General features: G+C 68.7%; 12 protein-coding genes. 9 read left to right on the top strand and 3 right to left on the bottom strand.

Translation table 11 applies throughout. The features are described from left to right. Positions 1-106: 106 nt before the first annotated feature. Complete coding sequence (locus tag ACSQ86_RS18045; protein ID WP_093112001.1) at positions 107-334, bottom strand: CDGSH iron-sulfur domain-containing protein; 228 nt, start codon at positions 332-334, stop codon at positions 107-109. 290 nt (positions 335-624) lie between these two features. Here ACSQ86_RS18045 and ACSQ86_RS18040 point away from each other — a divergent pair, with 290 nt between their 5' ends. Next, on the top strand, positions 625-2043 hold the full coding sequence (locus ACSQ86_RS18040; RefSeq protein WP_436304591.1) for an MFS transporter: 1419 nt from the start codon (positions 625-627) through the stop codon (positions 2041-2043). On the opposite strand, the gene ACSQ86_RS18035 is transcribed toward ACSQ86_RS18040, so the two are convergent. Continuing rightward, positions 2013-2924, bottom strand: coding sequence for a LysR substrate-binding domain-containing protein (locus ACSQ86_RS18035; RefSeq protein WP_436294518.1), 912 nt, complete (start codon positions 2922-2924; stop codon positions 2013-2015). The genes ACSQ86_RS18040 and ACSQ86_RS18035 overlap by 31 nt on opposite strands. Positions 2925-3055: 131 nt before the next feature. On the opposite strand from ACSQ86_RS18035, the gene ACSQ86_RS18030 reads away from it, so the two are divergent. The 7 genes from ACSQ86_RS18030 (at position 3056) to ACSQ86_RS18000 (ending at position 10540) form a co-directional block, all read left to right on the top strand. Then, entirely contained in the window at positions 3056-4033 is a 978-nt protein-coding gene (locus ACSQ86_RS18030) for a tripartite tricarboxylate transporter substrate binding protein (RefSeq protein WP_436304590.1), read from the top strand. Positions 4034-4037: 4 nt separating this feature from the next. After that, entirely contained in the window at positions 4038-4928 is an 891-nt protein-coding gene (locus ACSQ86_RS18025; protein WP_436309361.1) for an FAS1-like dehydratase domain-containing protein, read from the top strand. Positions 4929-4935: 7 nt separating this feature from the next. Next, a complete protein-coding gene (locus ACSQ86_RS18020; RefSeq protein WP_436304588.1) occupies positions 4936-6105 on the top strand; it encodes an acyl-CoA dehydrogenase family protein in 1170 nt (389 codons plus the stop codon). Positions 6106-6118: 13 nt separating this feature from the next. Further along, complete coding sequence (locus ACSQ86_RS18015; protein WP_436304587.1) at positions 6119-7300, top strand: CaiB/BaiF CoA transferase family protein; 1182 nt, start codon at positions 6119-6121, stop codon at positions 7298-7300. Position 7301: 1 nt separating this feature from the next. Further along, positions 7302-8657 carry an MmgE/PrpD family protein gene (locus tag ACSQ86_RS18010; protein WP_436309360.1) on the top strand — a complete coding sequence of 452 codons (1356 nt, stop codon included), beginning with the start codon at positions 7302-7304 and terminating at the stop codon, positions 8655-8657. After that, positions 8654-9514 (top strand): HpcH/HpaI aldolase/citrate lyase family protein, encoded by an 861-nt coding sequence (locus tag ACSQ86_RS18005; protein WP_436309359.1) that lies wholly within the window; start codon positions 8654-8656, stop codon positions 9512-9514. Before ACSQ86_RS18010 ends, ACSQ86_RS18005 begins: the two co-directional genes overlap by 4 nt. A 90-nt stretch (positions 9515-9604) precedes the next feature. Beyond that, positions 9605-10540, top strand: a complete 936-nt coding sequence (locus ACSQ86_RS18000) for a tripartite tricarboxylate transporter substrate-binding protein (protein ID WP_436306316.1) — start codon at positions 9605-9607, stop codon at positions 10538-10540. A 12-nt stretch (positions 10541-10552) separates the two neighbouring features. Here ACSQ86_RS18000 and ACSQ86_RS17995 read toward each other — a convergent pair whose 3' ends face one another. Further along, positions 10553-11380, bottom strand: coding sequence for an endonuclease/exonuclease/phosphatase family protein (locus tag ACSQ86_RS17995; protein ID WP_436309358.1), 828 nt, complete (start codon positions 11378-11380; stop codon positions 10553-10555). A 154-nt stretch (positions 11381-11534) separates the two neighbouring features. On the opposite strand from ACSQ86_RS17995, the gene phbB reads away from it, so the two are divergent. Then, positions 11535-12272: an acetoacetyl-CoA reductase gene (gene phbB / locus ACSQ86_RS17990; RefSeq protein WP_436294511.1), complete on the top strand. Its 738-nt coding sequence runs from the start codon at positions 11535-11537 to the stop codon at positions 12270-12272. Positions 12273-12297 lie beyond the last annotated feature (25 nt).

Genomic DNA, 12297 nt, shown 5'->3' with positions numbered 1-12297 from the left:
TCGTGACCATGATCGGCAGCCCGCCGACTGGCTCGATGGCTGTGGTCGGGCACTGGCCTTGCGTACCGTCAGTTATTGCACTGAAAACGAGGGGACCCCGGGACAACTATTCGCTCGGGATGCGGATGTTGGGGAACGCATCTGCGACTTCGTTGCGACCGACGTCGGCGTCGTACCAGCAAATCGTCCCCTCTTTCTCGTCGCGAGTCTGCTTGTGCGTACCGTCGCAGAAGGGCTGGGTCGCCGACAGGCCACAGCCGCAGATGAATTTCGTCTCGCCGCCAATGGTCACTGGATAGGGTTTGCTGCGCGTGCGCATCACCAGTCTTGTCATGATTGCCTCCGACGAGTTAGAAGCAGCAAAAGGATCAACTCGAGTGAACCGAGTCGACACTTCAGTATAGTCCGCGCTGCCCGGGACAAGCGCCTGATACTCACCGCTCAAGCTCCGAAGATCGCGTCCTACTTAGGACGATGGAGTAAAGGCCCAGCAGCAACTCGGACTTGTCAGCGCAGTCTGGTCGAGCATCAACGCGCACTAACCATGGCTGCCGACAAAGGGGCCTGCGCGACTTGACCTTGGAGGTCATTGCGGCGCCGCGCGCCGCGCGCGAGAGTGGCCCCATGACATCCGCTCTTCCCGTCCCTCGCTCCGGCTGGCCCACGCTGCTGCTGCTCTTGAGCGGCACCTTCATGGTGGTGCTCGATTTCTTCATCGTGAACGTCGCGCTGCCTTCGATCCAGCATGACCTGAAGGCCAGCGACAGCGCCCTGCAGCTGGTGGTCGCAGGCTACGGCCTCGCGAACGCGGCCGGGCTCATCACCGGCGGGCGGCTCGGCGACCTGTTCGGACGCCGCCGCATGTTCATGCTGGGCCTGCTGCTGTTCACGCTTGCCTCGGCCGCCTGTGGCCTGGCGCAGGGCACGACGACGCTCATTGCGGCGCGCATCGTGCAGGGCTTGGCCGGCGCCTTGCTGCAGCCGCAAGTGCTGGCGATGCTGGGCTTGGTCTTCACCGGCGAGGCGCGCGCCAAGGCTTTCGGCGCCTACGGCGTGGCGCTGGGCCTGGCTGCGGCGCTCGGCCAGCTGGTGGGCGGGCTGCTGATCCATGCCGACTTCGCGCAGCTGGGCTGGCGGATGTGCTTCCTGATCAACTTGCCGATCGGCCTGGCCGGGTTGCTGTTCGGCCTGCGCTTTATTCCGCCTTTCGCGCCCGAGGCGCGCAGCCGGCTCGACGTGCCCGGTGCGCTGTGGGTCGCGCTGGCACTGGCCGCGGTGCTGTGGCCGCTGGTCGAGGGCCGGCAGCAGGGCTGGCCCCTGTGGAGCGTGCTCACGCTGATCGTCGCGCTGCCGCTGATCGCCGGGCTGGCGCTGCATCAACGCCGGCTGGAGCAGCGTGGCGGCAATCCGCTGATCGCGCCGGCGCTGTTCCGCCTGCCGGCTTTCGTTATCGGGCTGGGCGTGACGCTCGCGTTCTTTGCCGGCAATGCATCGTTCTACTTCGTGCTCGCGCTCTACCTGCAGCAGACCCTCGGGCTCGAGGCGCTGGCCTCGGGCCTGGTCTTCACGGTGCTTGCGGTGGGCTTCTTCGCGACCTCGATGACGGCGAAGAAGCTGGCCGCTCGGCTCGGTCCGCAAACGATCGCGATCGGCGCCTTGCTGCTGGCCGCGGGACACGGGCTGATGATCGCGGTCGTGCTGACGCACCCCGGCAGCGGGGCGGTGGCCTGGCTGCTGCCGGTGTTGTGCCTGCAGGGGGCAGGGCTCGGCATGATCATCGCGCCGCTGATGTCGGCGGTGCTGGCCAGCGTGCCCGCGGCCCATGCGGGCGTGGCGGCCGGCGTGGCTTCCACCGTGCAGCAGGTCGGCAACTCGCTCGGCGTGGCGCTGATCGGCATCCTGTTCTACGCGGGCTGGACGGAGCCGCGGCTCGCCTTCGTCGCCTCGACGGTCTACCTGCTGCTGCTCGCGCTGGCGGTGGCGGCGCTGTTCCAGCGGCTGCTGTGTGCGCCTCAGCCGGCAGAGGCGTCTTGCGCCGCGTAGTGCGCGCAGAGGGTATCGACCAGGGCCTGCGCATAGGTGGGAAGCGTGGCGCGGTCGCGGACCAGCAGGTAGCGCTCGCGCACGCACCACGGATCGCTGAGTTCGATCAACGCGAGCCGCATGCTCTCGAGATTGCGGCGCGCGGCCGACTCGGGCACCACGCCGATGCCCACGCCGCTGCCGATCATGCGGCACATGGCATCGAAGCCGCCGAGCTGGATGCGCAGCTTCTGGCTCTTGCCCAGGCTTTCAGTGATCTGCGCCAGGAAGGCGTGCAGCGTGCTGCCCTGCTGCATGCCGACGGCGTCCTCGTCCAGCGTCTCGGCAAAGGCGATGCGGCGGCGCCGCGCGAAGCGGTGCTTGCGCGAGGTCACGAGCACCAGCCGGTCGGTACTGAAGTGGATCGCCTCCAGCCCCAGCGTGTCGACGCGCCCGGCGACGATGCCGATGTCGGCGCGGCCGTCGAGCACGCCGTGCGGGATCTGGGTGTTCGGTTTTTCCTGAAGGTCGATGTTGATCCGCGGGTGCCGGGCCAGGAAGCCCGGCAGGATCTCGGGCATGAAATCGCTGACCGCCGTGGTGTTGGCGAACACCCGCAGATGACCGCGCAGGCCCTCGCCGTACTCGGCCAGTTCGGAGCGCAGCTGCCCGGCCTGGTGCAGCATCAGCCGCGCGTGGTGGAGAAAGGCCTCGCCCGGCGGCAGCAGGCGCACGCCGCGCGCTTCGCGCGACAGCAGCGCCAGCCCGGACTGCGCCTCCAGCGCCTTGATGCGCGCGCTGGCTGCGGCCAGCGACAGGTGCTGGCGTTCGGCCGCGCGCGTGAGGCTGCCCAGCTCCGCCGCGGCGACGAAAAGACGCAGGTCGGTCAGGTCGAAATGCATGGGTGCATCCTAGCAAGCCTTCGGAAATCCTGAAGGCTCGGTCTCGAAATCGAAGATTGCGCGCAGGTGCCGCCATGGCCACCATGCGGGTGGGGGCGTGGCTTGAACGCCCAAACGCAACGGAGACACAAATGAGCTTTCGCGCACTCGCGCTTCTTCTGGCTGCTGCTGCCGCGCTATGGCCGGTCGGGCACGCGGCCGTACAAACCGGCTATCCCTCGCGCCCGATCACGCTGGTCGTGCCGCAGGCGGCCGGCGGCACCAACGACATCGTCGGCCGCCTGGTCGGCCAGAAGATCGCCGAGGTGCTGGGCGCCAGCGTGGTGGTGGACAACCGGCCCGGCGCCGGCGGCAACATCGGCACACAGCTGGTGGCCAAGGCGCCGAAGGACGGCTACACGCTGCTCATGACCATCAGCAGCAGCCAGGCCATCAACCCCGCGCTCTACAAGAACCCGGGCTTCGATCCGGTCAAGGATTTCCGCCCCGTGGGCCTGATCGGCGCGGTGCCCAACGTGCTGCTGGTCAACCCGTCGTTCCCGGCCAGGTCGCTCGGCGAGCTGCTTGCGCTCGCGAAGCGCAAGGACGCGGCCTACCAGTACGCCTCGGCCGGCAACGGCACGCTCAACCACCTGCTCGGCGAGATGCTCAACAGCATGGCGGGCATCCAGCTGCAGCACGTGCCTTACAAGGGCGTGGCGCCCGCCATCAACGATGTGCTCGGTGGCCAGCTGCCGATCGTGTTCGCGAGCCTGCCCTCGGCGCTGCCGCACATCAAGGCCGGCAAGCTGCGCGCGTTGGCGGTGAGCGGCGACAAGCGCTCGCCGGTGCTGCCGGACGTGCCCGCCATCGCCGAATCGGTGCCGGGCTACAACGGCACGCTGTGGATCGGCCTGTTCGCACCGGCCGGCGTGCCGCAGGACGTGCTCGCCAAACTGCAGGACGCGACGCAGAAGGCCATGGTCGCGCCGGACCTGCGCGAAAAGCTCGACCAGCAGGGCGTCGAGATCGCGGCGCCGACCTCGCCCGAGCAGTTCACGAAGCTGCTGCAGGACGACATCGCCAAGTGGGCGCGGATCGTCAAGGCTTCCGGCGCCGCCGTGGATTGAACGCATGACCTTCTCTCAACACCCTTCAGTGATCGATGCCGAGGCATTGGCCCGCCTGCAGGCCTGGCAGGGCCGCAGCGAAACGCTGGCCGACGAGGTCACGGCCGCGCCGGTGCGCGCGCTGGCGGCCACGCTGGACCGCGACGATCCTGCCCCCGGGCAGGGCACGCGGCTGCCCGAGCTCTGGCACTGGCTCTACTTCCTGCCGCACCACCGTCAATCCGAGATCGGCCCCGACGGCCACGCCAAGCGCGGCGGCTTCCTGCCGCCGGTGCCGCTGCCGCGCCGCATGTGGGCCGGCGGTCGACTGGCGTGGGAGGCAGGCAATCCGCTCGTGGTCGGCGATGCGCTCGAACGTACATCGACCATCGCTTCGGTCTCGCACAAGGCAGGCCGCAGCGGCGAGCTGGTCTTCGTGTTGGTGCGCCACGAGGTCCGCAATGCGCGCGGCCTGGTGCTGACCGAGGAGCACGACATCGTCTACCGTGCAGCGCCGGCCGCGGGCGAAGCCGCGCCGCCGCCCATCCCGGCACCGAAGGACGCGGCATTCAGCCGCGAGATCGTGCCCGACGACGTGCTGCTGTTCCGTTATTCGGCGCTCACCTTCAACGGCCACCGCATCCACTACGACCGGCGCTACGTGACCGAGGTCGAGGGCTACCCGGGCCTGATCGTGCACGGCCCGCTGATCGCCACGCTGCTGGTCGACCTGCTGCGGCGCGAGAAGCCGCAGGCCACGTTGTCGAAGTTCGAGTTCCGCGCGGTGCGACCCACCTTCGACACCGCTTCCTTCCGCGTGCATGGCCGCCCCGAGGCCGACGGCAAGAGCTTCCGGCTGTGGGCCGAAGACGCCGACGGCTGGCTCGCGATGCAAGCCACCGCCACCCTGTCCTGAGAGCCTCATGAAAACCCAGATCCCCACCCCCGATGCGCATCAGGAGATGCGCGATGCCCTGCGCGCGCTCTGCGGCAGTTTCGATTCCGCCTACTGGCAGAAGGTCGATCACGAGCGCGGCTACCCCGAAGCCTTCGTGAACGCGCTGACCGAGGCCGGCTGGCTCGCCGCGCTGATCCCCGCCGACTACGGCGGCTCCGGCCTGGGCCTGGCCGAAGCCTCGGTGATCATGGAAGAGATCAACTTCGCCGGCGGCAACGCGGGCTCTTGCCACGGCCAGATGTACAACATGGGCACGCTGCTGCGCCACGGCAGCGAGGCGCAGAAGCGCCAGTACCTGCCGAAGATCGCGACCGGCGAACTGCGCCTGCAGACCATGGCCGTGACCGAGCCCACCACCGGCACCGACACCACGCAACTCAAGACCACCGCGGTGAGGAAGGGCGACCGCTACGTGGTCAACGGCCAGAAGGTATGGATCTCGCGCATCCAGCATTCCGATCTGATGATCCTCTTGGCGCGCACCACGCCGCTCGCGGAGGTGAAGAAGAAGTCGGAAGGCATGTCGATCTTCATCGTCGACCTGAAGCAGGCCATCGGCCGCGGCATGACCGTGCGGCCGATCCTCAACATGGTCAATCACGAGACCAACGAGGTCTTCTTCGACAACCTCGAGATCCCGGCCGAGAACCTGATCGGCGAGGAGGGCAGGGGCTTCAAGTACATCCTGGATGGGCTCAATGCCGAGCGCACGCTGATCGCGGCCGAGTGCATCGGCGATGCCTGGTGGTTCATCGATCGCGCGCGCCGCTACGCGAGCGACCGGCAGGTGTTCGGCCGCGCGATCGGCCAGAACCAGGGCATCCAGTTCCCGATCGCCGACAACTACATCGAGACCGAGGCGGCGAACCTCATGCGCTTCAAGGCCTGCGCGCTGTTCGACGCCGGCCAACCCTGCGGCGCCGAGGCCAACATGGCCAAGTACCTCGCGGCCAAGGCCTCGTGGGAGGCGGCCAACACCTGTCTGCAGACCCACGGCGGCTTCGGCTTCGCCTGCGAATACGACGTCGAGCGCAAGTTCCGCGAGACGCGGCTCTACCAGGTGGCACCGATCTCGACCAACCTCATCTATTCCTATGTGGCCGAGCACCTGCTGGGCTTGCCGCGCTCCTTCTGATCGGAGATCCGTCATGACACGACCTTTGGACGGCATCACCGTCGTCTCGCTCGAACACGCGATCGCGGCACCCTTCTGCACCCGCCAGCTGGCCGATCTCGGCGCTCGCGTGATCAAGGTGGAGCGGCCCGGCGGCGGCGACTTCGCGCGCGCCTACGACCAGCGCGTGGCCGGCGAGGCCTCGCACTTCATCTGGGTCAACCGCTCGAAGGAAAGTCTCACACTCGACCTCAAGCAGCCGGCCGCGCAGGCCGTGCTGCAGGAGCTGGTCGCCGGCGCCGACGTGCTGGTGCAGAACCTCGCGCCCGGCGCCGCCGCACGCATGGGGCTCGGCGCGGAGGTGCTGCAGGCGAAGCATCCGTCGCTGATCGTCTGCGACATCTCGGGCTACGGCGAGGACGGGCCCTACCGCGACAAGAAGGCCTACGACCTGCTGATCCAGAGCGAGGCGGGCTTCCTGTCGATCACCGGCACGGCCGATGCGCCCTGCAAGTCGGGCAACTCGATCGCCGACATCGCGGCCGGCATGTACGCCTACACCGGCATCCTCGCGGCGCTGCTGCAGCGGGGCAAGACCGGCAAGGGTTCGCACATCGATGTCTCGATGCTGGAGTCGCTGGCCGAATGGATGGGCTACCCGATGTACTACGCCTACGACGGCGCGCCGCCGCCGCCGCGCAGTGCGGCCTCGCACGCCACCATCTACCCCTACGGCCCCTTCGCCGCGGGCGATGGCGGCACCGTGATGCTGGGCCTGCAGAACGAACGCGAATGGCGGGCCTTCTGCGAAGGTGTGCTGATGCAGGCCGGGCTCGCGACCGATCCGCGCTTCGACAGCAACGCCAAGCGCAATGCGAACCGCGAGGTCTTGCAGGCCCTGATCCTCGAGACCTTCGCCGCGCTGAGTACGGCGCAGGTGCTCGAACGCCTCGACGCGGCGCAGATCGCCAATGCGCGCATGAACGACATGGCGGGCCTCTGGCAGCACCCGCAGCTGCAGGCGCGCGAGCGCTGGCGCGAGGTCGAGTCGCCGGCCGGTGCCATTCCCGCGCTGCTGCCACCGGGCCGGCAGAGCGCCTTCGACTACCGCATGGATGCGATTCCGGCAGTCGGCGAGCACACCGAATCCATCCTGCGTTCGATGGGCCGCAGCGAGGCCGACATCCACGCACTGCGCGGCGCGGAGGCCATCTGACATGAGCACCGAATCCCTCGCACGCTTCGCCGCCGGGGTGCGCTTCACCGACATTCCGGCGCCCGTGATTCGCCGCACCGAAGACCTGCTGGTCGACTGGTTCGGCTCCGCGATCGCAGGGCGCGGCGCACGGCCGGTCGAGACCATTGCCGCCTTCGCGCGCGAGATGGGGCCCGCGGACGGCCGCAGCGAAGTGCTGGTGGGTCGCACGCGCACGAGCCCGTACTTCGCGGCCCTGGTCAATGCCGCGGCCTCGCACGTGGCCGAGCAGGACGACGTGCACAACGGCTCTGTGTTCCATCCGGCGACGGTGGTCTTCCCGGTCGCGCTGGCCTGGGCGCAGGCGCTGGGTGCCAGCGGCGAACGACTGCTCGCGGCGGCGGTCGCGGGCTACGAGGTCGGCATCCGCGTGGGCGAGTTCCTCGGGCGTTCGCACTACAAGGTGTTCCACACGACCGGCACGGCCGGCACCCTTGCGGCAGCGGCCACGGCCGGCCATCTGCTGGGGCTCGACGCGGCACGCATGCAGCATGCCTTCGGCTCGGCCGGCACGCAGTCGGCCGGGCTCTGGGAGTTCCTGCGCACCGCGGCCGATTCGAAGCAACTGCACACCGCGCATGCGGCCGCGGCCGGGCTGATGGCGGCGACGCTGGCGCGCGACGGCTTCACCGGGGCGCAGCAGATCCTCGAAGGCCCGCAGGGCATGGCCGCGGGCATGTCGCAGGATGCCGATCCAGAGCGGCTGGTCGACGGCCTGGGCACACGCTGGGCGCTGGCCGAGACCTCGTTCAAGTACCACGCCTCGTGCCGCCATACGCATCCGGCGGCCGATGCGCTGCTCGAAGTCATGCGCGCGAACGATCTGCGTGCCGAGAACCTGGCGCGCGTCACGACGCATGTGCACCAGGGTGCGATCGATGTGCTGGGGCCGGTGGTCGACCCGGCCACGGTGCACCAGTCCAAGTTCTCGATGGGTACCGTGCTCGCGCTGGTGGCGCGCTTCGGGCAGGCCGGGCTGGCCGAGTTCGACGCGCATTTTCGCGATGCCGAAACAGTGGCGCTGCGCGATCGCGTGCAGATGGTGCTCGACCCCGAGGTCGATGGCGCCTACCCGAAGCGCTGGATCGGCAAGGTCACGGTGCACACGAACGACGGCCGCGTGCTGCAGGGCCGCGTCGACGAACCCAAGGGCGACCCCGGCAACACGCTCTCCCGCGAGGAGATCACGGCCAAGGCGCTGCGGCTCGCGGCCTACAGCGGCGGCGCCAGCGAGGCGGAGATGCACGACGCCATCGAGCGGCTCTGGGACGTGGCGCGCGCGCCCTCGGTCGGCATGCTGCTGGGAGCGTCTTCATGAAGGCTGCTACACCGCTCGCATTGGCGCGTACCTTCCTCTTCGTGCCGGCCGACCGGCCCGAGCGCCATGCGCGTGCGCTGGCTTCGGGCGCCGGCGCCGTGATCGTCGATCTCGAAGATGCGGTGGCGCCCGAGCGCAAGGCGGCGGCGCGCGAGCAGCTCGCCCGCAGCCATGCGGCGCTGTCCGCTGGCGAGCGCAGCCGCCTGTTCGTGCGCGTCAATCCGTCAGGCACGGCCTGGCACGACGAAGACTGCGCGCTCGTGGCGCAGCTGTCGCGGCAAGGGCTCGCCGGCGTGGTGCTGCCCAAGGCCGAGCGTGCCGAAGAACTCGCAGCGCTGGTCGCGACGGTCGGGCCGCAGGGCGTGCTTGTGCCGTTGATCGAATCGGCCGCCGGGCTCGCCGCGCTCGATGCGCTCGCGAACGCAGCGCAGGTGCTTCGGCTTGCCTTCGGCCATCTGGACTTCCAGGCCGATCTCGGTCTGGCCTGCGAAGCCGACGAGGCCGAATTGGTGCCGGTGCGCCTTGCGCTGGTGCTGGCTTCGCGCCGCGCCGGGCTCGCAGCACCGATCGACGGCGTGTCGCCCGACTGGCGCGATCGGGAGCGGCTCCAGCTCGACTGCGCACGCGCGCGGCGCGGTGGCTTCGGCGCCAAGCTCTGCATCCATCCCGAGCAGGTGGGTCCGGTGCATGCGGCCCTCGGCCCGAGTGCCGAGCAACTGGCCTGGGCGCGGCGCGTGAACGAGGCCATGCAGTCCGCCGGCGGTGGCGTGATCAGCCTCGACGGCCGCATGGTCGACGCGCCCGTGCTGCGGCTCGCGCAACGCCTGCTCGCGCTGGAAGCGCAGGGCGCGGTCTGAATCCGGTTTTTATCGACATCAGGAGACGACGACATGGAACTGAAATCCAAAGTTCTGCTTTGCGCATCGCTGGCCGCGGGCCTGCTGGGAATGCAATCGCCCGCTGCGGCCCAGGCCGCGTGGCCCGACAAGCCCATCACGATGGTGGTGCCTTACTCGGCCGGCGGTCCGACCGACGTGGTGGCCCGCATGCTGGCGATCCCGATGGGCAAGTCGCTCGGGCAGACGGTGGTGGTCGAGAACACGGTCGGCGCCGGCGGCACCATCGCGCCCGCGCGGGTCGCGAAGGCGAAGCCCGACGGCTACACCATCCTCATCCATCACATGGGCATGGCCACCGCGCCTGCGCTCTACAAGAAGCTGTCCTATGACCCGCTCAAGGACTTCGAGTACATCGGGCAGGTGATGGACGTGCCGATGACGCTGCTGTCGCGCAAGGACTTCCCGGCCAACAACTTCAGGGAGCTGCTGACCTACGTGAAGGCCAACAAGGACAAGGTCTCGCTTGCCAACGCCGGCATCGGCGCCGTCTCGCAGCTGTGCGGCCTGCTGTTCGCGAGCCAGATCGGCGTCGACCTGACGACCGTGCCCTACAAGGGCGCCGGCCCGGCGCTCAACGACCTCATGGGCGGCCAGGTCGACCTCCTGTGCGACCAGACCACGCAGACGGCGCCGGTCATCAAGGACGGCAACCGCGTCAAGGTGTTCGGCGTGACCACGCCCAAGCGCCTGGCCAGCATGCCCGACATCCCGACGCTCGACGAGCAGGGACTCAAGGGCTTCGACGTGCGCGTGTGGCACGGCATCTACGCGCCCAAGGGCACGCCGGCCGCCGTGACCGGGAAGCTCAACGTCGCCCTGCGCGCGGCCCTGCAGGACGAGGTGGTCAAGCAGCGCCTGGCCGACCTGAGTTCGGAGATCGTGCCCATGGACAAGGTCACGCCCGAGGCGCTGCGCAGCCACCTCGCGGCCGAGACCGCCAAGTGGGGCAAGGTGATCCGCGCCGCCGGCATCCAAGGTGAGTGAGAACCTTAGGCCTCAATCGCCGAACTCGACGAACACGGGCTGGTGGTCGGATGCGCGCGTGACCAGGTCGACCTCGATGCGGCGCACGCGCGGCGCCAGGCCGTCGCTGACGAACACGAAGTCGTAGCTCACCGGATCGGGGCCGTACCTGCGGTCGAAGAGCCGGAAGGTGGGTGCGTGGGGGGCATTGCCGTGCACCAGCGGCCACGCATCCCGCAGGCGCTCGCGCAGCGTCGCGTGCGCCGGGTCCGATGCGCCCATGTTGAAGTCGCCGCAGAGGATGACTTCCTTCGTATGCAGCTTGGGCTGGAAGGGGCCCTCGTAGTCGGCCTTCGGCGGCGCTGCGGCCTGTTCGCAGGCCTCGGCGTGCAATGCGAGCAGGGCCCTTGCCTGCGCCGTGCGCTGCTTCGACGAGTAGTACTCGAGGTGCGTGGTCATCACGCGCAGGGGCCCGAGTTTGGGGCTGGTCAGCGTGAGCACGGTGCACATGCGCGGCATGCTGGTCACGTCCGGGTCGGCCGGCCAGGGCAGCGGGTGGTGCTGGACCCGGGACACCGGCAGGCGGGTCGCGATCACGTTGCCGAAACGCTGGCGCCGGCCCTCGGGGTCGAACTCGTCCACCGCGGCACCGAAGAAGAGCTGAAAGCCCGGCAGCAGCGCGCTGAGCTCGGCCGGCTGGTCGCCCGGGCCGCCGGGCATGGCGCCATAGCCCGATGCGATCTCCTGCAGGCACAGGACGTCGAAGTCGCCCATGGCGCGCGCGCCCTCGACGATGCGCTGCGGGCTCACGACGCCGTCGAGGCCGCAGCACCATTGGGTGTTCCAGGTCACGAGTTTCATTGGATGCCTGCCTTCCTTCTGTTCGAACGCGGTATATGGACGGCTTGTGACACCCCGTTGCATTGAGGGGTCAGTGTTTTCCTGAGCCGGTGGCTGCGCGAAACTTCGCTACAGTGAACAGCGCCTGTTCAGGCTCGTCAACATAAGGAACATCATGAGCAAAAGAGTCGCATACGTCACCGGGGGCATGGGAGGCATCGGAACCGCCATCTGCCAGCGCCTGCACAAGGATGGTTTCACGGTCATCGCCGGCTGCGGTCCCACGCGGGACCATGCCAAGTGGCTGGCCGAGCAGAAAGCCTTGGGCTACGAGTTCCACGCGTCGGTCGGCAATGTCGGCGACTGGCAGTCGACGGTCGAGGCCTTCACCAAGGCCAAGGCCGAACACGGCAGCATCGACGTGCTGGTCAACAACGCGGGCATCACGCGGGACCGCATGTTCCTCAAGATGACGCCCGAGGACTGGAGCGCGGTGATCGAGACCAACCTCAACAGCATGTTCAACGTCACCAAGCAGGTGGTCGCGGACATGGTCGAAAAGGGCTGGGGCCGCATCATCAACATCAGCTCGGTCAACGGCGCCAAGGGCCAGGCCGGCCAGACCAACTACTCGGCCGCCAAGGCCGGCATGCACGGCTTCACGATGGCGCTGGCGCAGGAACTGGCGGCCAAGGGCGTGACGGTGAACACCGTGAGCCCGGGCTACATCGGCACCGACATGGTCAAGGCGATCCGCCAGGAAGTGCTCGACAAGATCGTGGGCACGATTCCCGTCAAGCGGCTCGGCGAGCCCAGCGAGATCGCTTCCATCATCGCGTGGCTCGCGACCGACGAAGGCGGCTACTCGACGGGCGCCGACTTCTCGGTCAACGGCGGCCTGCACATGCACTGAGGCGCCGACGCTTCGGCCAGTTGCA

The organism is Variovorax sp. LjRoot130 (assembly GCF_964253755.1).
Taxonomy (GTDB): domain Bacteria; phylum Pseudomonadota; class Gammaproteobacteria; order Burkholderiales; family Burkholderiaceae_C; genus Variovorax.
This window is presented reverse-complemented; position numbering and strand designations above follow the sequence as displayed.

Excerpts from the sequence above, each read along its gene's own strand:
- ACSQ86_RS18010 (WP_436309360.1), top strand. The coding sequence starts at position 7,302 with ATGAGCACCGAATCCCTCGCACGCTTCGCCGCCGGGGTGCGCTTCACC.
- ACSQ86_RS18030 (WP_436304590.1), top strand. The coding sequence starts at position 3,056 with ATGAGCTTTCGCGCACTCGCGCTTCTTCTGGCTGCTGCTGCCGCGCTA.
- phbB (WP_436294511.1), top strand. The coding sequence starts at position 11,535 with ATGAGCAAAAGAGTCGCATACGTCACCGGGGGCATGGGAGGCATCGGA.
- ACSQ86_RS18015 (WP_436304587.1), top strand. The coding sequence starts at position 6,119 with ATGACACGACCTTTGGACGGCATCACCGTCGTCTCGCTCGAACACGCG.
- ACSQ86_RS17995 (WP_436309358.1), bottom strand. The coding sequence starts at position 11,380 with ATGAAACTCGTGACCTGGAACACCCAATGGTGCTGCGGCCTCGACGGC.
- ACSQ86_RS18035 (WP_436294518.1), bottom strand. The coding sequence starts at position 2,924 with ATGCATTTCGACCTGACCGACCTGCGTCTTTTCGTCGCCGCGGCGGAG.
- ACSQ86_RS18000 (WP_436306316.1), top strand. The coding sequence starts at position 9,605 with ATGCAATCGCCCGCTGCGGCCCAGGCCGCGTGGCCCGACAAGCCCATC.
- ACSQ86_RS18040 (WP_436304591.1), top strand. The coding sequence starts at position 625 with ATGACATCCGCTCTTCCCGTCCCTCGCTCCGGCTGGCCCACGCTGCTG.
- ACSQ86_RS18025 (WP_436309361.1), top strand. The coding sequence starts at position 4,038 with ATGACCTTCTCTCAACACCCTTCAGTGATCGATGCCGAGGCATTGGCC.
- ACSQ86_RS18020 (WP_436304588.1), top strand. The coding sequence starts at position 4,936 with ATGAAAACCCAGATCCCCACCCCCGATGCGCATCAGGAGATGCGCGAT.
- ACSQ86_RS18045 (WP_093112001.1), bottom strand. The coding sequence starts at position 334 with ATGACAAGACTGGTGATGCGCACGCGCAGCAAACCCTATCCAGTGACC.
- ACSQ86_RS18005 (WP_436309359.1), top strand. The coding sequence starts at position 8,654 with ATGAAGGCTGCTACACCGCTCGCATTGGCGCGTACCTTCCTCTTCGTG.